General features: G+C 59.8%; 12 protein-coding genes and 1 pseudogene. 7 read left to right on the plus strand and 6 right to left on the minus strand.

Going from position 1 to position 23,718, the window contains the following annotated elements:
* The first annotated feature begins 251 nt into the window (after positions 1-251).
* Complete coding sequence (locus OH491_RS18100) at positions 252-1,784, plus strand: MFS transporter (RefSeq protein ID WP_068770213.1); 1,533 nt, start codon at positions 252-254, stop codon at positions 1,782-1,784.
* Positions 1,785-1,902: 118 nt separating this feature from the next.
* Here the strand turns inward: OH491_RS18100 and OH491_RS18105 are convergent, their stop codons facing one another.
* From OH491_RS18105 to OH491_RS18130, 6 genes are all read right to left on the minus strand, one after another.
* Positions 1,903-2,982, minus strand: a complete 1,080-nt coding sequence (locus OH491_RS18105; RefSeq protein WP_084442151.1) for a Gfo/Idh/MocA family protein — start codon at positions 2,980-2,982, stop codon at positions 1,903-1,905.
* 71 nt (positions 2,983-3,053) lie between these two features.
* Complete coding sequence (locus OH491_RS18110) at positions 3,054-4,115, minus strand: Gfo/Idh/MocA family oxidoreductase (RefSeq protein WP_334319272.1); 1,062 nt, start codon at positions 4,113-4,115, stop codon at positions 3,054-3,056.
* A gap of 91 nt (positions 4,116-4,206) precedes the next feature.
* Positions 4,207-5,640: a GH39 family glycosyl hydrolase gene (locus OH491_RS18115; RefSeq protein WP_084442150.1), complete on the minus strand. Its 1,434-nt coding sequence runs from the start codon at positions 5,638-5,640 to the stop codon at positions 4,207-4,209.
* Positions 5,641-5,669: 29 nt separating this feature from the next.
* A complete protein-coding gene (locus tag OH491_RS18120; RefSeq protein WP_145928765.1) occupies positions 5,670-7,499 on the minus strand; it encodes a hypothetical protein in 1,830 nt (609 codons plus the stop codon).
* Between the two features lie 145 nt (positions 7,500-7,644).
* The gene (locus tag OH491_RS18125) at positions 7,645-9,069 is read right to left on the minus strand and encodes a glycoside hydrolase family 57 (protein WP_068771078.1); all 1,425 of its coding nucleotides are present in this window, start codon (positions 9,067-9,069) and stop codon (positions 7,645-7,647) included.
* A gap of 418 nt (positions 9,070-9,487) precedes the next feature.
* Positions 9,488-12,103, minus strand: a complete 2,616-nt coding sequence (locus OH491_RS18130) for an alginate lyase family protein (RefSeq protein WP_334319271.1) — start codon at positions 12,101-12,103, stop codon at positions 9,488-9,490.
* Between the two features lie 287 nt (positions 12,104-12,390).
* Between OH491_RS18130 and OH491_RS18135 the strand changes: the two genes are divergently transcribed.
* From OH491_RS18135 to OH491_RS18160, 6 genes and pseudogenes are all read left to right on the plus strand, one after another.
* Positions 12,391-15,324 (plus strand): TonB-dependent siderophore receptor, encoded by a 2,934-nt coding sequence (locus OH491_RS18135; protein ID WP_145928763.1) that lies wholly within the window; start codon positions 12,391-12,393, stop codon positions 15,322-15,324.
* A 111-nt stretch (positions 15,325-15,435) separates the two neighbouring features.
* Positions 15,436-16,788: a hypothetical protein gene (locus OH491_RS18140; RefSeq protein WP_068770207.1), complete on the plus strand. Its 1,353-nt coding sequence runs from the start codon at positions 15,436-15,438 to the stop codon at positions 16,786-16,788.
* Positions 16,789-16,802: 14 nt separating this feature from the next.
* Positions 16,803-18,185 (plus strand): hypothetical protein, encoded by a 1,383-nt coding sequence (locus OH491_RS18145; protein ID WP_145928762.1) that lies wholly within the window; start codon positions 16,803-16,805, stop codon positions 18,183-18,185.
* A 258-nt stretch (positions 18,186-18,443) separates the two neighbouring features.
* Positions 18,444-19,247 (plus strand): urea amidolyase associated protein UAAP1, encoded by an 804-nt coding sequence (locus OH491_RS18150; RefSeq protein WP_068770205.1) that lies wholly within the window; start codon positions 18,444-18,446, stop codon positions 19,245-19,247.
* A 35-nt stretch (positions 19,248-19,282) separates the two neighbouring features.
* Positions 19,283-19,939 carry an urea amidolyase associated protein UAAP2 gene (locus OH491_RS18155; RefSeq protein WP_342750622.1) on the plus strand — a complete coding sequence of 219 codons (657 nt, stop codon included), beginning with the start codon at positions 19,283-19,285 and terminating at the stop codon, positions 19,937-19,939.
* A gap of 176 nt (positions 19,940-20,115) precedes the next feature.
* Positions 20,116-23,404 (plus strand): annotated as a pseudogene (locus OH491_RS18160) (5-oxoprolinase/urea amidolyase family protein).
* The last annotated feature ends 314 nt before the right edge of the window (positions 23,405-23,718 follow it).

The following is a 23,718-nucleotide window of genomic DNA, read 5'->3' on the forward strand; positions in this document are numbered from 1 at the left end:
AAAACATGCAAGGCGTTGCGCAAAAGGAGGCGTTACTGCGCCGGGCCGGCCGCCATTGTCCTTCCCGTCTCCAAGAATAACCACCCGGGAATCCTGTTTTTCGGATTGCCAGAAACGCTTCCCTCGGGCTTCCCCTGATGACCTCCCCAATAAAATCGTCTCTTCGCCTTGTCCGGATATCTGTCCTTTTGAGCATGCTCCTTCCGCCGGTCACCCGGGTGAAACAATCACAATAACACGACACGCGCACCATGCCTCAAGACCCGCCGATTCCGCCCTCCGCCCCTTCAACGCCTGTTCCCGCAAATTCGCCCCCGGCGGCCACCCCGTCCCATGCGCCGCGCGGAGTCGCGGCGGCCGCGACGCCCGCTTCGGAAAAAACCACGTGGCGCGAACGCATCGGATTCGCGACCGGCACGCTGCCGTTCAATTTCGGCGCCTCGGGCATCAACACCATCGCCTATCCTATTTATAATATCATCCTGGGCATGAATCCGGCGCTGATCGGCGTGGTGCTCGGGCTCTCGCGCGTGCTCGACGCGGTGCTCGATCCGGTGATCGGCTCGGCCAGTGACAATTTCCGTTCGAAGTGGGGGCGCCGTCGTCCGTTCATCGCGGTGGGCGCGGTGTTGTGCGCGATTGCGTTTCCATTGATCTGGATGGTGCCGTCCGACTGGAAGGGCTGGTGGGCGTTCGGGTATTTTCTGGTGGCGATGCTCGTGTTTTACGCGGCGTTCGCCGTGTATGCGGTCCCGTATTTGACGCTCGGGTTTGAATTGAGCGCCGACTCGAACGAGCGCGTGCGCATCCACGCGGTGCGCGCGATCGTGTCGAAACTCACGTTCTTTATCATCCCCTGGGTTTTTCCGCTCGCGCAGTGGAAAATTTTCGGGAGCCCCGCGGCCGGAATGCGCGCCCTGGGTCTCGTGATCGGCGCATTGTTCATTGTGCTTGCGATTCCGACCGTGCTGCTCACCCGGGAGCGCTTTGCGAAAAACGCCGCGCGCCAGGAAAAGGTGAGACTGCTGCCGGGCTTGAAAATGACATTCCGCAACCGCCCGTTCCGTTATCTGGTGGGCATCGTGCTGGGCATGATCATCAGCGACAACATTGTTCGCACGATGGGCACGCACATCAATGTGTATTATGTGTTTGGCGGGGACAAAACGGCGGGGAGTGTGATGCAGGCGTCGTCGCAGACTTTTTATGCGTTCGCGGGGCTTGCCGGCGTGATGGTTGTGGCGCCGCTGGCGACGCGTTTCGGAAAATTGCGGGTTATCCGCGTGTGCCTAGTATGCGGCATAGCCGCGGCGGTCAGCCAGTTTTTTTTCTACAACCGCGAATATCCCTGGCTCCAGTTTGTGTCCATGCTGCTGCTCGCGCCGAGTTTCTCCGGCTTCTGGGTGCTGATCGACCCGATGAAGGCCGACACCGCCGACTTCGATGAATATAAAACCGGATTGCGGCGCGAGGGCACCTATGCGGCCGTCGCCACGTGGATTGAAAAGACAACGCTCACGGCCGCGATCTTTCTGTTTGGCGCGGCGCTGGACTGGTCCGGATTCAGGGCCGAGCTTGGCGGCGCGCAGACGGAGGGCTCGCTTCTCGTCATGCGGCTGCTGTTCTCGGCGGGCCCCGCGCTGGTGATGCTGGGCAGCTTCGCCCTGGCGATGCGTTATCCGCTGGATGACGACGCGCTCGCGGCGATGCAAGGCGAGCTCACCCGGCGGCGGTCTGAAAACGCGGCAATGCCTTTGGCCAATTCTCTCCCAAAGCCACAATAGGGCATTCCCCATTCGATCCGTCGCATTTTTATGCCGGAATGTAACCTAATAGTTATATTCTCGGCACCCGCTTCGGATGGGAAGGACGGCACGGGGCATCCCTCCCGGGGAGTTCGCACTACATCCAGGGCTGCCGTTCCGAGGTCACCGGCTTCCCGGTCCGGGCCGACTGCCCCATGAGCAGGCTGAGATATTGGTCCTGGGACGCCTGCCGGAGGTCGACATGGGACGGGCCGCCGTCCACATACGAATCCATCTTTTGGATACAGTCGGCGATGGCGATCTCGTCATCGGCCAGGCGGCCCGGCGCGACGGGGTTTTTATAAACCCATTCCGCGCCCAGCGTGTAACCTTTATGATGAAACCCTTCGAGATTGGTGCCATGCCCCGCGTCGTGACGGACCAGAGGGGCGGAGATGGGGGTGCGGAAATCATGCAGCCAACGGGCGCCGCCGCCATCGAGTTCGCCGCGCTCGCCGCGCACGAGCACGCGGTTGGCGCGGATCCAGGAGAAGTATTGCGCCCCGGTGAAATCGAAGATGCCGAGCTTGCCATTATCGAAATCGAAACGGGCCAGCAATTGCTCGTCCTGCGCGATGATTTCCTTCTCAGGCGGCCCGTGGCGGTCCGGTCCCTGCACGAGCGGAGCGCGAAACGGGCGCGCATCGATCGTCACGGGCTCGAAATCAACGCCGAGAAAACGGCGCATAAGGTGAATGCCGTGGTAGCCGTGGGCGACGGAGACCTGCGCCTGCGCCGGCTCGCCGAGACGGCCTGAACCCGCGATGGCGAGCCATGCGGCATGCAGCGGTTGCAACGCATACTGCTCGGCCACCTGCACGCGGGCGCCCTGCTCGGTGAGTTTGTGGAGGCGGAGCAGGCCGGCGAGATCCGGCGCGGGTGGCGTTTCGCAGAGCACGGGGACGCCGCGCTCCGCGCACGCAAGGATGCAGCCGGGGGAGGCGGTCCAAGGGACGCTCACAATCACGAATCGCGGTGTCTGCGGCGCGGCCAGCAAGCCGTCGAGCGAATCGGCCACCGCCACGCCATCCCAGCGGTGCTGGAAGTCCGCGTGTTTTTCACGGTTGCGAATGAGCACTCCGGTCACGCGAAAACGCTCCGGCAGCGCGCGGGCGATGCGGAGAAAAAACTCGGCGCGCCAGCCGCCGCCGATGATGGCAAATGAAATGGGTCTCATGATCTTGGGATATCTGAAGTAATATAAGAGACGACAGTAAAAACAGGGCGGTTGCGGAGCTGGGCAATTGATTAGAGGTTGCGACCATCCCTGCCGCCGCCCGTGCCGGAATAAGGCTGGCCGGGTGTCCAATCCACCGGCGGCGGCGGGATGAATGCATCAAGCGGCAGCCTGACCTCCACACGATATTGGCTGCTCAGGTAGGCGGCTTCGCAGAGTTCCAGCGCCATCAGCGAACTGGTGGCTGGCGAATAATCCGCCGCGCCGGAATCCATTTGCTCCGCCAGGCGTTCGAAATGATAGCGATGACCGGAGATGGGCAGCTCCGGCGGGTTGAAAACGCTCCCGCCCGGATGCGCGGGGCTGACCACGCGATAGGCCGCATCCCAGCCATGGAATTCGATCTGCCCCGCGGTTCCGAAAATCCGGAATAATGTCTCGTGCGGCGGCGCATTCACCGCGATATGGTCGCCGGTGTGCATCACCACGCGAATGCCGCTTCGGGTCTGCGCGGTGGTGACAGCGGTGGTTTCCACCTGCATGCCGTCGCGCCAGGTGCGCGTGGTGGCGTCACAGGCGGCAAACACCGTTTCGACCGGCTCCAGTCCGGCAAGGTTGACGAAGAAGTTCAGCCAATGAATGCCGGCGTTGATTATGTCCCAGCCGCTGCACTGGATTTCCAGTAATTTTAATTCTCCAATCTCGCCCTGCCGCACCCTGTTTATAATCTCAAGCGGAGTGCGGCGCGCCATCAGCCCGTGGGGCACGGCAACCGGCAGGCGGCGTTCCTGAATCGCTTTGAGAATGCGGCGGCCCGAGGCCCAAGTGTGACCGAGAGGCTTTTCCACCAGGATGCCCTTGAGCGGGAGCCGGTCGAGGGCCGCAAGGGTGATTTCTTCGTGCGACGGCGGGAATGTGCTGACCGCCACAACATCCGGGGGGCACGCGCGAAACATGTCCTCGTGATTGGGATAGGTTTGGATGCCGGGATATTGCCGGGCAAGCTTCAAGCGGACGTCTTCCCTCAGGTCGGCGGCCGCCACCAGTTTGAACCGGGGTGATTCGGTGAGCGCGGCCATGCTGAGATTCCCTCCGAATCCGCCGCCAATCACCGCGGCTGTGTATGTGTGCATGGGCATGGTTTAGAAATATTTGATTTTCCTCTTTCATCGGACCTGCTGTCCGCGTGCAATATCCGGGCATCGCCCGCATTCACATATGGAATTAAAATCGCAGGGTCTCAAAGAATGCTTCGTCAGTGATCACGCAGGGACTGTCATAAACAGGAACAGAAATGGTGGTTTCCATTCCTCGTCTCTTTATGCTTGAATCGGGAATCCTGTAGATACTGCCAGTGCGGATATCAATATATGCCGGATGTGTGATGTTGAGCTTGGGAAAATGAAGTGTGGCGATCCGGCAATGGTTTGCATTTGACGGGATTTCCCCGCCAAACCAGACAACCACCGCATGCCGGTCGTTTGTCTTGTGCCTGAAGGCATGAACAACAAGCTTTTCCCCGTGTCCCGAAGTCCGGGCGGAGTGCTCGAATTCCTTTTGCGGCACGGCATTCCCGTCAAACATGGCGCAGAGGTTTTGATAGGCATAATAGGCCGGTTTGCCGCGTTCGACGGCCAGGGTCTTTTCATTGATTTCCAGGAGGCCCTTAGTGTTCAATGGATTGCGATTAACATAGGCCGGATGTTTGGTATAGGAAAACTCGCAGAGGAGAAACAGGCTGAAGGGGATGCCCCTGCCCAGGTGCGAAAGCGCCCTGCGCAGATTCCATTTTGCCTGTGTGAGCTCTGTCCATGGATGGCCGCCGAGCGCCCCGGAGCTGCCTTCCGTCGACGGGCATCCCGTCTCGCCCTGCCAGAATCGGATCTTCCGGTTATGCTTCCAGATGAGATTTTGTATTATCTCCACTTTGTCAAAATTGCCCTCGGGTATCGTGGGGTAGCCGTGAAAGGTGACGACATCAATGAGGGAAACGGCGCCCCTGCCTTGCAGATAGTCCATGAACGCGGTCACATAATTGACATCCATGCGCGCCATGGACAACGCCACAATCGTGGCTTGCGGATCGATTTCGCGAATGATGAGCCCGGTGCGGTAAAACAGTTCGGCGTAAACATCCGGTCTCTTGATATTATCCCCCAGGTCGGATTCGTTCCACACTTCCCACTCGCGCACGCGGCCTTTAAAGTGCGGCACCAGGGCGCGGACGTAGTTTTCCCACGCGGCCAGCCCTTCCTCGCCGTGGGGGATCCCCCCGCCGAGATCGACGCTGCCGGCGCCGTTGTAGAGCAGGTTGCCGTAAGAAATCTGGATCCAGGGCTGCACACCCTGCGAGAGGGCGTCATTTACAATGGCGTCCAGCCAGGCAAAGTCATAAACGCCCTTCGCCCGTTCGGTCTTGGCCCAGCCCGACTGAAGGCGGAGCTTTTTCGCGCCGAGCGGACCGAGCCAGGCTTTATATTGCTCGTAATTGGCATAGTCCCGGTCAAGCGTCTCGCCCCCGATCCACAGGTTGGATGACGGGATATTCCTGGCATGGCGCGGCTTGATCTTGCCGATTTCCTGCCACGCGATTTCCGGGGCCTGCGAATACAGATTATGCAGGGCGCCCGCCGCGAGCAAGGCGGCCGCGGCGGGCATTATCCTGAAAATGATTGAGTGTTTATGCATCACCAATTGGGCACGGTGAAGACCCGTTTGTAGTCTTCCCATTTGGAATTCATTATATTCAGTTTCATTTGCAATTCTTTGATAAAATCGGGGCCGAACAGCATGATGTCGGTTTCCTCCTTTGTCGGCGCGATCAGGAGGAACTCGCCGGGATTGTCGCCGAGAAGTTGCATGAGGAGCGCGGTGTTGTCGATCTCTTCGCGGGCGGTTTCCATCATGAGCTGGCGGTCCCAGTCCGACATGGTCTCGATCACGGCGTGCTTGAGGGGCTTTATGCCCATGTCCCGCACACGGTCGAGCTGCGCCTGGTAGCTCACGGCATTGCGCGTATTGCGCTGGATGCACTTGAAAACCTCGAAACGGCGGGCGAGGTTTTCGTTTCCTATTTCGCGGGCAAGCTTGATGTTTTCATCCACGAGCGCCTCGACGGGGTCGAGCACGCGCTTGACAAAATGGCGTCCGCTCCAGCCGTAGTAGGAGTCGGTCGCCTGCACGTCCGCCAGGTTGTCGGCCTTCGATTCATCGAGCGCCTGAAACAGGTATGGGCGATAATATGCCTTTTCCGCGTCAGCAAGTTCCTCGGGAAAGGGCACGAAGGGGCGAGTGACCCAGCGCTGGTGCACGCCGCCGAGGTAGAAGAGGATGCCGCCGGTGTCGAGGAGGCGTATGTATTTGGTGCAATCCTGCACATTCACCCAGATTTTCAACTGCGCGTCGGCCATGCCGGCGCCGGCATGGGCGGCGGCGATTTCGCGCAGAAAGGCGAGCTGTTCCACCGGGCCGACCGGGTTTGTCGTCTGGAATTTATCATAAATCAGGAAATATAAATCGCGGTTGCGACGGTCGCCCATGTTGACACTGAGCCGCGGCGCGGTGGTGCGGGCTGATGCCACAAGGCCCGAGAGAAATTGCACCGGCTGGGGTATCCCGTACACGGGATTATATACGTTGCCGTAACCTTCGCCGACACCGCCGCCCGTGGAGAAGGGCGTGCAGTCGGCGCCCTCTATGTTTTCGATGGCGGTGCCCCGGGCGAGTTTTGCCGCGACGCGTTTGGGATCGGATTCGCGCGTGAGCGTGATGCGCACCTCGGTTTCTCCGCCCGCGTCCCTTGCCCCGGCTTGGAGCGTGTCGAGAAAGCCGCGAATGCGCGCATCCATCGGTCTGTCCCGATAGAGTGTGTTGCCAAAGCGCCCGCTGTAAAGTCCCTCGCTCCAATCCAGGCCGGCGCCCGAATCGTTGGTGGTGATGGTGAAGAGATCGATTTCCGGGCAGCGACGGATGAGAATGGCAACGCTTTCGCGAAAGAGGGTGAGCACCTCGGGATTGTCAATCGTCGGCGCGAAACGGGCCACCCGGGAACGCGACGGATGATCGACGCGCGCCCCGCGCCAAAGCGGATGGTCGGTGAACACGGCCTCGGGCAGCATGCTCGGGTCTTTCATCGAGTAGGTGGCCTTGAGGCCGAGCCGGCGCAGGATCTTGCAGCGGGCCTCAAGCACCTTGAGGACCGATTCGGAATAATCGGCTGGCATGTATTTTTTGAGCGCCGGGGGCGGTGCGACCTTCAGGAGACTGTTGCTGTATATGGTCCAGGCGGGATAGGGGTCTCCGGGATGGTCATATTCCCAAAAACTTTTCGGCAGATCGCTTGAAACGCCGATGTGCGTGGCGCCGGATTGCTTGGCGCGCGCGGCAAACTGCTCGAAATCCGCGAGGTCCGTATAGGTGCTGCTGAAAATAACCTTCTTGTAGCCTGCCGGATAAAGCGGGCCGCTCAAGAAAACCAGGATCGTCACGAACAATAATAATTTCGGGCTATATTTCATGGCAGGAGGGGGTGTTGGTTTTTATTTTGACGTCTGAGCAAGGCAGAAAAGGAAATCCGATGCGAGCGGCGCATGGAAGAGATTGAGCGGGGATCACGGTGGCGCGCGAGCATCCCAAATATCCGGATGCCCGCGCGAAGGTTGGTCATGTGCTGAGCGTGGGCTCGGGGCTGATGGCGGATTGTTCTTCGAAATAAGGCATGGCCATAAGCTCCTCGCGGATGGCGGCGATCTGGGTGCGCATGATGCCGGGGGAATAGAGCCCGCGATATGCGGCTATGCCGCGGCTTGACATGATTGCCTCGACGCCGTGATTGGCCTGTTCCAGCGCGCTGAGCGCTTCCGCTACATTGAAACGCCCGGGCGAGGTCGGTTTCGGAGGCCAGCGGGCGTCGCTGACATAGGCGGTTCCGATCCGGCGCATGATCTCGCGGAACTCGGCGTCGCGGCGCATCTCCTCGATGCCCAGATGCGCGGCAACGGCCTTGAGTCCCTGAAAGACGCTGCGGCAAACCGGGTCCAGCAGGCGCGCGTGCGGTGTGTTTGTCCAGGCCTTGGCCGTGCCTCCGTGCCAGGCACAGCCGCTCTCGACGCATTCGAATCCGCTCGCGGGTATCGTTTCGTAGGCGGCCACGGCATCACGCGGAGTCATCAGGCGGTAACCGAGCTCGCGGGCGACACAGAGCGTCTCTTCAAATCGAGTGATGCTGTCGGGCGCGGGTTCGAAGAAACGGGCAAGGCCGAATTGCTTTACATAAAAATAGGCCGTGGTGCCGACATACTCGGCGTCCTCCGCATACGGCAGAATAAAGCCATTGCCGCCGGGAATGCGGTCGCGCCAGCGGGCCAGCGTGGCGCGAACCTCGTCGGTCTGGATGGGCTGCTCGCGGTTTCCCTCGGTCGCGCCCATGAGATACCAGAGGAGTATATTGCAAAGCATGTCCGAACGCAGAATCATCCTGAGCCCGTTGGGGAGCAGATTGGGGCGAAACAGGGTTTGCAAGATCCCGGGCTGGCCGGCGATTTCCTGCTCGATTTTGAACAAGGCATTTTTGTTGCTGTGGCCCCGCACATCGAACCGAAGCCCGGTGGCTTCCCTCAAGCCCGGCACGCTGGACAGCAAATAGGAGTCCGCATCGCCAACCAGTGCCTCGAAGCCGGCCGCGCGGAAAATATCGGGAATAAAACCAGCCCAGCTGCATTCCGGATTCCATCCCGTGACCGGGCGCGCGCCTGTGAGCCGTTCCCATGTGTCGAGGCCGTTGCGCAGCGAGTCGAGACCGATTTCGGGCTCGATATTGGCCAGCATGATGTGGGTGTGCGGAGAGGCCACCGGCTCGATGCGGCCTTCGCGGATGCCGGCCTTGAGTTTATCCAGCACCCGCGGCGCGGTTTCCGCCACGATTTCGAGCGTTTCGCCGGACGCTTCAAAACCGATCGGCGCGTCATGGCGTGCCGAGAGATCGAATAGTGCCTCATAGGACTGGTGCGCGACCCATCCGCGCCGGTCCGGGCGGAGCTGGGAATACTGCAAATTGCCGTGAGGTAGAAAAACAATGCCAGGTTGCATAAAATAATACGGGAGAAGCGTCGTCAGGGGAAACTTGGGATTATAGGGATGCGATATGCCGACGCGTGCGGCGAGGAACTGTTTGCGCAACGCCTTGCATTGGAGCCGCCGCCGGGGCAGGGAATATCGGAAAGACGTTGGTCTCTTGGCGAACACAGCCCCTGGCTTTTTACAATTGGATTCCAGCCACTACATTCAGGAGATGGTTCTATATTGCGATGAACGACTATAGGGCATGCCCTGTTTGTTTTATCGCATGCTCAAGCCGCAATTCCAAGCGCCTCCCCGGGGCGATCTCCAGATTGCAACCCAATAGGTTACGATCTGATTTGGAATGCGATAAATTGAACGAAAAATGCCCTGGCAGTCCGTGCAAGGCAACGAAGCCTGCCGGTACAAAAGGCGCTTGGAGTCCGATTTATTCGGCGGGAACAGGGGCGGACTCTTTCAAGCGGCGGAGACGCTGGGCGAGGTGCAGGTTTGGCGGTAGTAATGTTTCCGGGGCAAGCGTCTCGAACCAGAGCCCGTTCGTCGTGATGCTTGACGGTTCTTTTGTGGTCAACCCCACGACATTGATGCTCCAAGGGCCGAACTTCGGCGGAGGGTAGGCGAGTGGCTGGCGGGCGCGGATATTCCAAAATGTGCCGCGCGCCCCGCAATGCCATCCCAGGGCCCTGCCGCCGCCGCACCGCCAAAGGTGCGTTCCGGCCCCCGCGTCAATGTTGGTGAATAGATTTTCATAGGGGGCGCGGCGGTGATGATCGAGGCAAAGATCCTCACCCCATCCCTCCGATACAACATTGCCTGAGGAGCAGGCTCCCATTGTAATATCATGCTCGAATTGTAGACGTATATTGAAATGGGTGAACAAGTTGTCGTTGCCCGAAAGGTAGATGCCGTGATGACCCTGGCCGCCGCGGACTTTGTCGGGCGCGCGCAGCGAGTCCATCACCACGCCGTCAATCGTGCAGAAATCCCCCTTGATCATCAGCCCGCTGTCGGAATTGCGAATCCGAATGTTGCGAATCCAGCAGTGGGCGACATCGCTGAATGCCATCGCATTGAATCCCAGTTCTGTGAAATGACCGCCATAGGGAGTGACGGGAAATTCAAACGTGAGATTCTCGACACCCACCTCGGACACCGTCGGTGCGTGACAATGGACGGCGGGTTTCCACTCAAGGCGCAAATCTGTGCGCAACGGACGATCGATGGTTATTGTCAGTCCGTCGATCCGGACGATTCGCGCGGGCAGGGAGATCTTCGTGCTGCCCTTCAAATTCGCGACATCAGCCGGCTCGTCGGAATATAGATGAATGGCGAGGCTGTTGTCGGGCAGATCCCGCTGGCAGACGGCGATGGTGTCGCCGGCGCTCAATCCGTCAGTGGAGGCCAGCGTCAGCGTCGTGGCTCCGCGCGCGGCCGGCCTCGTGATGTCGGCGAGCTTTTGCAAGCCGAGGCTGCCTTTCACCCAGATGAAACCGCCGGCCCAGGAATAATTTGATGTCCGCATGCCGGTTGTGGTCTTGCTCCAGTCCGGGCGGATGTCGTTGAGCGGTTTTGGAAAATATAGGATGGTTCGGGCAGGATCCTCGCCGCGCAGCACGAGATTGGATTTATTGATATCAATGATATCGGTGATCAGATAGCGGCCCGCGGGAATCAGGATCACTCCGGGATCAACGGCGGCGACCGCCCGCTGGAATGCCGCGCTGTCGTCGGTGACGCCATCTCCCTTTGCGCCGAAATCGCGAATGTTGTGGGTGACGGGGGAATCGGGAATCGACCGCTCGCCGCGCGCGTAACCGGCGAAGGAAAAATCGGGCAGGCGGCTGGCCGGAGACCAGGCCTCGCCGTTTTTTCCCCAGAGCGCCGAATGTGTATTCTCATTTGGCGGCATCCTGGCGTCCGGGCTGGCTTGGCGGCGAATCTGTTTTTCCGCGAATTCGCGCGTGATTTTTTTCGAGGATTTTGAGGTGGCGGATTCCATCTCTTTCACAAGTTCGTCGAGAAATCCGGGATCGAGCCGGGCGTTTTGAGAATACGGCCACGTCTCGGGAGCTTGGTTGTAGGGTCTGAGAAAATCCACGGCTCGGCGCAAACTGGCGCCATTCGGGGCGGTGTGGTTCCACAGGTCAATGCCCAAGCCGGCGGCAAGCCGGGCCGTGCGAGCGTGGGCTTTCAGGTTGAACACGCTGTAGCCCAACCCGTTTACGCGCCTGATTTCCCGGGGGATGCTGCCATCCGCGTTGATTTGCTCCGCGATCAGGGACTTGGCCTCTTCACAGAGCGTGAGCGCAAGGTCATCGCGCCCGACATAGCGGGCAATGGGAATGGCCTGCGCCAGATACCAACTGCCGTGGTTGCTTTTCATCGCATGTTCGGTCACGGCATTTTCGGCGGTGGTGAGCCAATGCAGGTATTCAGCAAACCACTCTTTTATTGCCGATTCTTCGCCGGGCTTGAGGGCAGGCGAATCATGCAGCAGCCGCAGGGCGTCGATTACCTGACCAAAGCCGCGCGCATCAATCACTCCATAATTGCTGCCATGATTGTTATTATGCCCGAGTTGCACCTGGGCATACTCAAGATGGGGATTCATGCGTGTGGCCGGGGTGACGATCCACGCTCGCAGCCATTCCCCCGCCCGGCGGGCGGATCGCTCGTCGCCGCGGACATGCCAGTCCGCGGCGAGTATTTCCACCGATTGAAAGAAATTCCACAGGCGGGCGTGGTCGCCGCGCGCCACCTGTTCATGATTATGCTGTCCGTCCCGGGCAATGTAGGGGAGCCCGTTGGGCTTGTCCGGATCGGGCCAGTAATAACGTGCATAACTTACATAATCATGAACATCTCCGCTGGGAGGGGGCACGGTCTTGTCGGTGACGGTCGAGATAGGCAGCTTGAGTGCTTGGTGAACTTGCCCCGCGAGGAGGCGGATTTCCGTCTCCTCGAGATGATAAGCTTGCTGGGCGATTACGCCGCCAGGGCTTGCGAACAGGAAGATATAGAAGGCAAGGAATAGAGGGCGCATTGGATGAGGGTAATGGGATTTTTCGCGGATGGAAATGATTTCATCTGCTTGCATTTCCGACAAGTATCTGCTCACGCAAAGCCTTGCACGGTTTTATTCACGCGGACTGCATATCGGAGGGCCGCTGTGGTGGCTGGATTTGAGGGTGGTCTTCGCGGCGGGGGCAAGGGAATCAAAATTATGCAAGGCATTGCACAATGCCGGTGATTGTTTCATGTTTTTAATGTCGCTTAGTCGGAGTGCATTGCATCCGCCCCTTCCCCGGCCTTTCACCTCAACTCACCATCATGAAAACAGCATCCCCAGAGTCATGCACACGGCACGTCCGTTTTTTTGCCCTAACAGCCGCCCTGCTTTCCGCCGCCCTGCCCTGGCCTGTCGCCTTTGCGCAGGCGACGGGCAATCTTCCCGTTGCAGATGAAGAGCCTATTCTATTGGACCGTTTCGTAGTGAGCACCGAGAAGGATACCGGCTATATAGCCAATTCCACACTTGGCGGCACCCGCACAAACACCGCGCTCAAGGATCTGGCCAATCCGCTCGATATATTCACACCCGAATTGATGAGCGATCTTGGCGTCCAGGATATCCAGGACCTTACAGCCTTTGCCAACGGGGTCGAGACAAACGCCAACGGCGATCATAATTCCGACGGCCAGGAACGCGAGGTCTGGAATTATAATTATATGCAAATCAGGGGGTTCAAGGTAGGCACCCTGACGCGCAATTTCATGGCGCTCAACGCCCAGTTTGAAGCCTACAACTCCGAGCGCGTGGAATTTTCCAAGGGCCCCAATGCGATTCTCTCCGGCATCGGCGATCCCGGCGGCAGCGTGAACTACGGCACCAAAACCCCGAAGCTGCACCGCAGCGCCTATTCCTTCGCCTACCGGACGGATGACTTGGGGAGCCAGCGCCTCAGCATGGATGTCAACCAGGTTTTGATCAAAAACAAACTCGGTCTGCGTTTGAACGCGATGTGGGAGGACGAGGACTTCTACCGCCACCCGGCCTACGAAAAACAAAACGCTTGGCACCTGACCGCGCAATACCGGCCCACCCGTAAAACCGTGATCGACGTAGGGCACGAACGGCGAAGATCCGACCGCGCCAGCCCTCGCGGCGTGTTTCCCACCGACTTGGTTTCGCAATGGGTCGCCGCTGGCAGGCCCGGCGTGACCACCGCGATTCCGGCTTCCGGCAATAATATCATGGTGAACGGCGGCACCACGACGGTCACGGCGGCCTCGCAGGGCATGGCGATTTGGGGCACCACGTGGCTGCTGGACAGCGATGGCGTGGTCAGAAACGGCACGAGAACTGCGCACGGCGTCGCGCTGCCCGTGAACGCGTCGAATCGGGACACGGTGTCCAGCGGATACGATTATCCCCGGGATGTCGTCATCAGCGGCCCCAACGGTATCAATGACAGCGACTGGGATATTACCGAGCTCCGCGTCAGCCAGGTGATAACCAAGAACCTCCAGGTGGAGCTGGCCTATGGGCATTCAAAAAACCATGTGAGGCAGGGCAACAGCGCGAACCGCAACCTGGATATTGACACCAATAACTGGGCGGGTGAAAACGCCCATTTCGGCCAAATGTATGTCCAGACCCAGCCGTTCTGGATTGACCGCGAGTTCAAGATTGACCATTTCCGCGCCAGCGCCTCCTACGAACTTGATCTGGGCAAATGGTTCGGGAAACACCAGCTTGCCGCCGTGATTGAGAATAATGAGAACGAGGAATGGGAGAACAACGGCAGACTCGTGGTCGGGAGCGCTCCCGGCTTTGTCATGCCTGCCACCGGCTATCAGAACACCGCCACTTATTTTTGGATACGTGATTATATGGATCCCGCCTCGGGGAGATGGTCCCAGCGCGATCTGCGCGATCTCTATTATTCCGATGGCTTCACGATCGACGGCGTCACCGCCAAGTATGCGGCCCGGGACAGCTATGCCTTTTATAGGAAGCGGACGGAGCGCGACACCGTGCTCGGTGTGCTGCAGAGCCGCTGGTTCGGCGACCGGGTGATCACTACCATCGGCATCCGCAAGGACTGGGAGAAATTATATGTGGGGGCGACCTATCAGAATACCGACCCTCTGGTCGCGGACGTGGGCATTTTCCGTCCGGGCGCGAGTAACATCGGACAGTCGCATCCCAGGTTCGCCCCGTATCTCACCCCGCCCACCCGAAATTCCGGCTACTCGCGCAATTATGGCGTGGTGGTCCATGTGACCGACTGGCTGAGTTTCACGGGCAATTATACGACCAATATGTCGTTGAGCAGCGAGAGCCGGGACATGTATGGCAAATATCTGTCCCCGGCAGATGGCGAGTCGATGGACTTCGGCGTGCGCCTTAATCTGCTGGACAACCGGCTGCACCTCAACTTCGTCAAGTATGAGACCAGCCAGATCGGTTATCCCACCAATGGCAGCAACGTTAATTCCCCCTTTAGCAACATGAAGGAAATCGAGGAGCTTCTGGTTTATAACAATATCCCCGGGTTCACGGACAGCTTGGTCGGTGTGTTTACCACAACGGAACGGGTGGCAAAGGGGGAGGAGCTGACCATTGTCGGCAACATCACGCGCAACTGGACCATGCGCCTGGCGGCGTCGCGCTCGGTCAACGTGCAGTCAAATATCGCGCCCGATGTCCGGGCGTATTATGCGGCGCACATGCCATTATACAAGGCGCAGAATCCCGCGCTGGTGGCCTCGAACGGCGACACCCTGGCGACCCGCATAAGCGAGGCCGAGAACAGTTTCGCGCTGATGAACGCCCGGGAAGGGACCGAAAACTGGCCGTCCAGTGAATACAATGTCCGCCTCACGGCCAAGTATTCCTTCAGTCGCCCGTCCTTCCTGAAAGGATTATCCATCGGCGGGAATATCCGCTGGGCCAGCGCCCCGGTCATCGGTTATTATAAAACGACCGATTCCGCCGGAACGGCCTACCGCGATACCAGTCGCGCTTGCAAGGGGGACGAAACGTATTTCACAGATTTGTTTGTCAGCTACCAGCGAAAAATAGCCCGCAACCTCTTGTGGAAGATTCAAATCAACATCAACAATCTGCTTGATGATGATGACCCCTACCCGACCGCGGCGGTCAATGACAAGGACGCGCCGGATTTCAAATGGGTGGCCTATCGCTACCGCCCGATTGACGGGCGGGTGGTCTCGCTTACCACCAGCGTCAGCTTCTGAGCACAGTAAATGTAATTAAGAATTGGGGCCGGCAATCCCGTCTCCATTGGGAACTCCAATCCCCCGATGAATGCTCTTACTGCTTGTTGATTATTAATTCTATTCTTAATCATGCATTTCAATGCCCATCAAGCGGGACTGATCCTTTCCTGGTTAAGACGATTCGGAGCAGTTTGCCTTCTCACTGCGGGCGCGCACGCCATCGGCGCGCCCACCGGGCTGCCCGCCGTCCCAATCAAGCATTATGCGTTTCCCGGTCCGGACCGCCCGGCGCAAATGTGGAGTGGATTGTATGCGGCGTCAAACGGGCGCATCTATATCGGCCTATGCACCCACGGTGATGCCGCGACCCTTTATGAATTCGATCCGGCGACAGAAAAAATGCGCCTGCTGGCGAATCTTACCGAACTGGCCGGTGAACGGGGGCAAGGCACTTGGACCACGGGCAAAATCCATGTGCAGATGCAGGAACTCGATGGATGGATCTATTTCGGCACACTTTGCGAGGACAACGGACCTCCGGTCATCGACTTTTCCAGCTTTCGCGGGCTTCATTGGTATCGGGTGGAAATGGCGACCGGCCGGGTCGAGCAACTCGGCATGATCACCCGTTATTGGGGGCTGCTTGGACAGGACATGGACAAGGCCCGGCGTCTCATCTATGGCTTGGGGGAAGATGGCAGGCTCTATCGATATCACATCAAGGATGATTACACGGAGGAGCTTGGCCGCGTGGACGATTGGGATATTTGCCGGACCATTTTCACGGATGACCAAGGTAATGTGTATGGCTCTTACTCGGGCGGCCATGTCTGGAAACTAGAAGCCTCATCTGACAGAATACTCGACCTGGAGCTGCGACTCCCTGTGACAAGACAGTCCCGGACGATGGCCAACCCGATGAATGACCGGCGCGCACAATGGCGCATCGTGGAGTGGGACCCGATTGACAGGGCGGCCTATGGGATTGTGGGCGGCTCGAACCAGCTTTTCCGCTATGATGTCCACGCCGGAACTGAAGGCAGGTTTGCCATGCTGGCGGAGATGTGCGCCCCTCCGTTCCGGGAGGGCGATCCCTTCAAGATCCCAAGCGCGACACTTGCGATGGCGCTTTCCCGGAAGGAACGCAAAATCTATTATATTCCGGTCATGGAAGGTGATTTTGACTACGGTGCGGTGAAGCTTGACCTGGCGCTCCCCGATGGACTGTCTGGAGGTGAAATGCCTCCGGTTTCCTGGATGGTGACTTATGATTTGAAAACAGGCGAGCGCCGCGACCTTGGGGTGCTGCGTGCCGACGATGGACGCCTCGCTTACGGACAAGGCGGAGCAAAAGCGGATGCATCCGGCCGCATTTGGTTTGTGGGCGCGTTTGCCGAGCCCGATGAGAACAAGGCCGCTCGCCCAGGAGTTGGCCGGTTCCCGTATAGCATGGGACTCGGCTGTTACGATCCGGCCCGATAGCAAACATATTACCCATGAAAATCATAGACCGCGCTTTCCGCCTACAGCTAATCACGATTATATTGGGCATTGGCTTGGGCGGTGCGGCGCGAGCCCAGCAATGGGTTAATCCGCACTATGACGCGCATCATCTGGATTACCGTGACCTCGGGTTTCCATCGCAAAATCTGATTCCTGCCGACAACAGCATGATCACCGCGCTATTAGCCCATTCCAATGGGCTCGTTTACGGCGCCACCAGCGGACGCCAGCAGTCATATTTATTCTTATATAATAGATATATAAACAAAGTCCGGCCGCTTGGGAAAATAGGCGCGGAGCAGGGCGTGCACCACGCGCTGCTGGAGGGGCCCGACGGCTCCGTCTACATCGGGACCGGCCTGAATGTTCTTTCCCCGGTAAGGTTGAGCGGTAAATTCCCGGTCGAATACGAGGGAGTGGAAAAACAGCTCTGGAAAGACATTAAAAAACCATACGAGAACTATGCCGGCGGCCGCTTGTTCCGATATGATCCCAAGGCGGGGGATTCACGGCGTTACACCAATGACGACTTTTGCCCTTTGACGGATCTAGGTGTCCCGGTCAAAGGAAACACCATTTACGCAATGGCTTGGAGCGCGGACCGCAGGCTCATCTATGGCATAACCTATCCCGACGCGCATTTTTTCTCATTCGATATCGAGACTAAAAAGGTTCGCGATTACGGGGAATTTCTGGCCAAGCGGGTTTACAATGGTCCCGAGCGGCACTGGAGAAGCATTCCCCGGGCGCTGTGGTGCGACGAAAAGACCGGAATGATCTATACTTCCGGCGACAACGGCTGGCTGGTGCGTTTCGATCCGGGGGCCGGTAAATTCAGCCTGACGACCATGCGGTTGCCCGGTGAATATTGGGAATCGTTAAGGTCCATGGATTATCCAGTGATCGAGGGATTCGCGCGCGACGAGAAAGGCAGTCTTTTTGCCGGAACGAACGATGGCGTGCTGGTGCGCATTGACCTGGATTCGCAAAAGCTGCGGGCGCTCGGCAAGCCGCGCGTGCAACGCCGCATGAGGGCCATCTCGGCCGGTTTGGACGGGAAAATATACATGCTTTGCGGCGAGACCGACATGATGTGCAAACTGTATTCCTACGACCCCGAGGGAGAGGGCGGATTCCACGATCTGGGCATTCTTGCGGTGGACCGCAGCCCGTATTATGCCAAGCGCGCTTATCGATTTGACGCGATGGCGGTGGGCGTGGACGGCACGCTCTTTATCGGTGAAAGCGACCGTCGCGGGAAACTCTTTCTTCATCTGCCGGTGTCGGAGCCTTTTCCGGGTTTCATGAATCCCACGAACGCGGCTGTTGAGAGAATGAGGCTGGAAACTCCGGCCATCATCCCGGAGGCGCTCTGAGGCCAAAATAATCCATTGACGCGGGCCGCTCCCCAAGGGCGCAACCGGCAAGAAAAGGCCGTATTTTACTGTCCAGGGCTGAATAAGGGGCAGGCCAAATCGCGCCGGCACTCTCTGAGGCAGCCATCCATTCACACCGGGCACAGCACCGGTGTGGCCAGGAGTTTTGGCCGAATGCCGCTGGTTTTCGAAGTTGGCATCAAACTTGCAGTAACACGAATCAGAAATTTCGTAACACTGAGCGCATCACCATCCACCATGCCACTCCTCGTTCCTCCCGCTCCCTCCGGCACCACTTTCACCACGACGCGCCCCGCCGGCCCGGCTCCCGTTCCCCCGGCGGAGATTCCACCCGAACGCCTCCTTTATGAGGAGACGCTGCCGGGCGGCGCCGGCTGGTCCTGGTCGCTCAGGCGGCACCTCACGCTGCGCCTCACCGCCCTTGAGAACGGTGCGAACGTCTCGCTCATCTGCTTCAACCGGCACGACCTTGTCGACCGCTACAACATGGCGGACACCCTCAAAGGCCAGCACACTGCGAAACTCACCGCGGGATACATCCTCGTTTCCGACATGGGCCGCGCGATGCTTTCCATCACGGGCGACACGCTCGGCTGGCACGACGCCATCAGCGGTCATGACAATGCCGGGATCGTCCGTCAAAAATGGGGCGAGCGTTCCTATCAGGCAGCCCGCAACGAATGGTTTCAAAACAGCCGCGACCATTTCCTGATGGAACTGGGCAAGCACGGGCTCGACCGCCGCGACCTCGTCGCCAACGTGAACTTCTTCAGCAAGGTGACCGCCGATGACGAAGGCGTCATGCATTATGTGCCCGATCACGCAAAGGCGGGCGATTTTATCGACCTGCGCGCCGAGATGGACCTCCTCGTCATCCTGACCACCTGTCATCATCCGCTGGACACGGCGGAAAGCTATTCGCCCAAGAAAGTGAAGCTCCAGCTCTGGCGCTCCGACCCGCCCGGCCCCGGCGACTGGTGCAGGAAATACAGGCCCGAAAACGAAAGGGCGTTCTTCAACAGCGAGGTCCTGTATATATGAAATGATCCGGCCCCGGCATATTCCATTTATATAAAATGAGCACCCTGAATTACACCGAGAGTCCCCTCGCGCCCGAAAAGGCGGCCTATCGCCACAAGATACCGGCGGGGGATTTCTGGATACACAAGATCACCGCCGGTCAGTCCGTCCGCATCGTCGATCTCGAGGGCAATCAGGCGGTGGACACCATTTTTTACAATGCCGGTGATTTCGCCGAGTATTACAGCGCGCAGGCGACGATCCGCGGGCAGCGCTGCATTTATCTCACCACCGGCACAAAAATCATCTCCAGCGAGGGAAACGTCATGCTTGAGATCACCGCCGACACCTGCGGACGTCACGACACCCTCGGCGGCGCGTGCGCGTGCGAAAGCAACACTGTCCGCTACGGTCACGACACCAAATACATGCACGCCTGCCGCCAGAATTTCCTCATGGGCCTGGCAAGCTGGCCCGGCGCGGCCTGCCACCTGAACAAGCGCGACATCCCGGCCAATATAAATTTTTTCATGAACGTCCCCGTGACCCCGGAAGGCGGCCTGATGTTTGAGGACGGCGTGTCGGCGGGCGGCAAATACGTCGAGCTGAAGGCCGCGATGGATGTCGTGTGCCTCATCTCCAACTGCCCGCAGCTCAACAATCCCTGCAACGGCTGGAATCCCACGCCGGTCGAGGTGCTGGTTTGGGATTGATACAAATTATCGAGCCGCGGGCGCGGATAAACGCGGATGATGAAACCAATGGTTTTTTGGACAGAATGAACAAAACTGAGAATAATAGGCAGAATGAATTTAATAATAATAAATCATATTTTATTAATTCATTTTAATTCCGTCCATTTTGTCTAAAGCCCCCGCATAATTTCACCATGTTTTCCAAAGTTTTGGTCGCCAATCGCGGCGCCATAGCCTGCCGCGTGATTCGCACGCTCCGCAAAATGGGCATCGCCTCGGTCGCGGTCTATTCCGAGGCCGACGTGGATTCCCTCCATGTGCGAATGGCCGATGAATCCGTCGCCATAGGCCCCGCTCCCGCCGCGCAGAGCTATCTCGACGCCGCGAAAATCCTCGACGCCGCCGTCGCCACCGGCGCGCAGGCGATTCATCCGGGCTACGGGTTCCTTTCCGAGAATCCCGGTTTCGCCGATGCCTGCGCCGCGGCGGGCATTGTGTTCATCGGCCCCACCGGCGACCAGATGCGAAAGTTCGGGTTGAAGCACACCGCCCGCGAAATCGCGCACGCGCACGGCGTGCCCTTGCTGCCCGGCACCGGCATCCTTCACGACGAGGCCGAGGCGGGGCGGGAGGCCGCGCGCATCGGCTGGCCAGTCATGCTGAAAAGCACCGGCGGCGGAGGCGGCATCGGCATGCAGGTCATCCGCGCGCCGGAGCAGCTCGCGCCGGCATTCGCGTCGGTGGCGCGCCTGGCGAAAAACAATTTCAAGGAGGGCGGCATCTTTCTGGAAAAATATGTCGAGCGCGCCCGGCACATCGAGGTGCAGATTTTCGGGGACGGCTGCGGCCATGTCGTGGCCTTGGGCGAGCGCGATTGCTCGGTGCAGCGCCGCAACCAGAAAGTCGTCGAGGAAACCCCCGCGCCCGGGCTCACGGTGAACCAGCGCCGCCAGTTGCTGGAAAACGCCGCCCGCCTCGGCAACGCCGTCGGCTATCGCAATGCCGGCACGGTCGAGTTCATCTACGATGCGGCGACGGGCGCGTTCTACTTTCTCGAGGTCAACACGCGTCTCCAGGTCGAGCACGGCGTCACCGAGGAAGTGTGCGGCGTCGATCTAGTGGAGTGGATGCTGAAATGCGCCGCGGGCGAGCTTGACCTGTCAACTTACACGCCCTCCGCGACGGGGGCATCCATCCAAGTGCGCGTCTATGCCGAGGACCCCGGCAAGGAATTCCAGCCCGCCGCCGGCACGCTCACCGACGTGCATTTTCCCGAAAACGCCCGCGTGGAAACGTGGGTCGAGCGCGGCACCGAGGTGTCGGCTTTCTATGACCCGCTGCTCGCCAAGATCATTGTCAAGGGCGCCGACCGCGCCGGCGCGCTCGCCCGCCTCAACGACGCGCTGGCCGGCACTCGCGTGCACGGCTTGGAAACCAACCTCGACTACCTGCGGCAAATCGCGGCGGATTCCGCTTTCGCGTCCGGCGGGGTCACGACCGGTTTCCTCCGCGGGCTTCCCTACGCCGCCGGCACGATCGACGTCCTCGAAGGCGGCACGCAGACCACGGTGCAGGCCTGGCCGGGCCGCGTCGGTTATTGGGACGTGGGAGTGCCGCCCTCCGGGCCGATGGACAGCCGTTCGTTCCGGCTGGCCAACCGCCTCGTCGGCAACCCGACGACCGCTGCCGGGCTCGAAATCACGGTGGGCGGCCCCGCGCTGCGTTTCAACACGGACGCCGTCATCGCGCTCTGCGGCGCAACCCTGCCCGTGCAACTCGACGGGCAGCCGCTCCCTTGGTGGCAGGCCGTCCCGGTCAGACGCGGCCAGACGCTTCGCATCGGCTCGATCAAGGAATCCGGGATGCGCGCGTATCTGGCGATCAGAAACGGGCTCGACGTGCCCGACTACCTCGGCAGCAAGGCCACCTTCACGCTCGGCCTATTCGGCGGACACGCCGGACGCAACCTGCGCGCCGGCGATGTGCTCCGCGTCAAGGCGGACGGCGCGTCCGCCGATCCCGCGGCGGCCCCGCTTCCGGAGAAAATCCGCCCGGCGATCACAAACACATGGCGGATCGGCGTCCTCTACGGCCCGCATGGCGCGCCGGATTTTTTCACCGACGACGACATCGGCACCCTCCTCTCCGCCTCCTACGAGGTCCACTACAACTCCGCGCGCACGGGTGTGCGCCTGGTCGGCCCCAAGCCCGCCTGGGCGCGCCGCGACGGCGGCGAGGCCGGACTGCATCCTTCCAACATCCACGACAACGCCTACGCCATCGGCGCGATCGATTTCACCGGCGACATGCCCATCATCCTCGGCCCCGACGGCCCGAGCTGCGGCGGCTTTGTCTGCCCGGCCTGCATCGTGCAAAGCGAGCTCTGGAAAATCGGCCAGCTCAAACCCGGCGACGAGGTGCGCTTCGTCGCCGTGGCCGCGGAAGAGGCCCGGCGGCGCGCCGCGCTCGCGGAAACGGAAATAGAAACCTTTGTTCCCTGCGGAGGAGACGCGCCTTTGCCCGAGCCGGCGGACGACATCCTCGTCCGGGAGCCGGCGATCCTGCACCGCCTGCCCGCCCGCGCCGGCGCGCCCGCGGTCTGCTACCGGCGCGCGGGCGACGCGTATTTGCTGATCGAATACGGTGACCCCGTCCTCGACATCGCCCTCCGCATGGCGGCACGACGATGTCCGCCGGGTCGCCTTTGATGCGAGCTACCTCGTGCTGGCCCTCGGCGACGTCTATCTCGGCGCGCCGGTGGCGACGCCCGTCGATCCGCGCCATCGCCTGGTGACGACCAAATACAATCCCGCCCGCACCTGGACGCCCGAGAACGCGGTCGGCATCGGCGGCGCCTACCTCTGCATCTACGGCATGGAGGGCCCCGGCGGCTACCAGTTCATCGGGCGCACCTGCCAGATGTGGAACCGCCACCGCGCGACCGCCGATTTCACCGAGGGGAAGCCGTGGCTCCTGCGCTTCTTCGACCAGATACGCTTCCATCCCGTCACGCACGACGAGTTGTTGCGATTCCGCCGGGATTTTCCGCTGGGCCGCGTGAAACTGAAAATCGAGGAAGCGACCTTCCGCCTGCGCGATTACCGGAATTTTCTGGCTGAAAACGCAGACAGCATCGCGACGGCCAAAAAGCGGCAGCAAACGGCGTTCGAGGCCGAGCGCCGCCGCTGGGAGGAGAGCGGCCAGCTCGAGTTCTCCGCCGAAACCGAGGCCGCGTGCGAGAGCGTCGCGGACGCGATTCCCGAGGGGTGCGTCGCCGTGCCCGCGCACATTCCGGGAAACATCTGGAAAGTGCTGGCCAGGCCCGGTGCCAAGGTCGCGAACGGCGAGCCGCTGGTCATTCTCGAATCCATGAAAATGGAGGTGACCATCGTCTCGCCCCGCGACGGACGGGTGCGTGAAATCCGCTGTGCCGAGGGCCGCCCGGTCCACGCCGGCGAGGCGCTCATGGTGATCGGGGAGTGATGCCGTTTCAGGAGCTATGCAGGGTATTTCACCCCGTTCATTCTGCCTAATATCATTTCCCGGTCCTTTATAGACTTATCAAGGTAGGGCGAGGCGTCCCCGCCGAACCGTTGGTCGCCTGCGGCTCGGCGGGGACGCCTCGCCCTACCTTAAATATAAATTTCGTTCAGGGATGGTATAAAATAAACCAATCAATAAATTAAACCACTAATCTCCACTAATGAAACGGAGCACTAATAAACACTGATAAAAACATTAGTGATAATTACTGTTCCGGCAAGTTGTTGAAAATTAGTGGTTAATAAAAACGAACC

Origin of the sequence: Termitidicoccus mucosus (assembly GCF_038725785.1) — a bacterium.
In the GTDB taxonomy this organism is placed as follows: Bacteria; Verrucomicrobiota; Verrucomicrobiia; order Opitutales; family Opitutaceae; genus Termitidicoccus; species Termitidicoccus mucosus.

Bases quoted from the DNA above. Each gene is read 5' to 3' on its own strand.
- OH491_RS18100 (WP_068770213.1), top strand. From the start codon at position 252: ATGCCTCAAGACCCGCCGATTCCGCCCTCCGCCCCTTCAACGCCTGTT.
- OH491_RS18130 (WP_334319271.1), bottom strand. From the start codon at position 12,103: ATGCGCCCTCTATTCCTTGCCTTCTATATCTTCCTGTTCGCAAGCCCT.
- OH491_RS18140 (WP_068770207.1), top strand. From the start codon at position 15,436: ATGCATTTCAATGCCCATCAAGCGGGACTGATCCTTTCCTGGTTAAGA.
- OH491_RS18125 (WP_068771078.1), bottom strand. From the start codon at position 9,069: ATGCAACCTGGCATTGTTTTTCTACCTCACGGCAATTTGCAGTATTCC.
- OH491_RS18155 (WP_342750622.1), top strand. From the start codon at position 19,283: ATGAGCACCCTGAATTACACCGAGAGTCCCCTCGCGCCCGAAAAGGCG.
- OH491_RS18120 (WP_145928765.1), bottom strand. From the start codon at position 7,499: ATGAAATATAGCCCGAAATTATTATTGTTCGTGACGATCCTGGTTTTC.
- OH491_RS18115 (WP_084442150.1), bottom strand. From the start codon at position 5,640: ATGCCCGCCGCGGCCGCCTTGCTCGCGGCGGGCGCCCTGCATAATCTG.
- OH491_RS18110 (WP_334319272.1), bottom strand. From the start codon at position 4,115: ATGCACACATACACAGCCGCGGTGATTGGCGGCGGATTCGGAGGGAAT.
- OH491_RS18145 (WP_145928762.1), top strand. From the start codon at position 16,803: ATGAAAATCATAGACCGCGCTTTCCGCCTACAGCTAATCACGATTATA.
- OH491_RS18150 (WP_068770205.1), top strand. From the start codon at position 18,444: ATGCCACTCCTCGTTCCTCCCGCTCCCTCCGGCACCACTTTCACCACG.
- OH491_RS18135 (WP_145928763.1), top strand. From the start codon at position 12,391: ATGAAAACAGCATCCCCAGAGTCATGCACACGGCACGTCCGTTTTTTT.
- OH491_RS18105 (WP_084442151.1), bottom strand. From the start codon at position 2,982: ATGAGACCCATTTCATTTGCCATCATCGGCGGCGGCTGGCGCGCCGAG.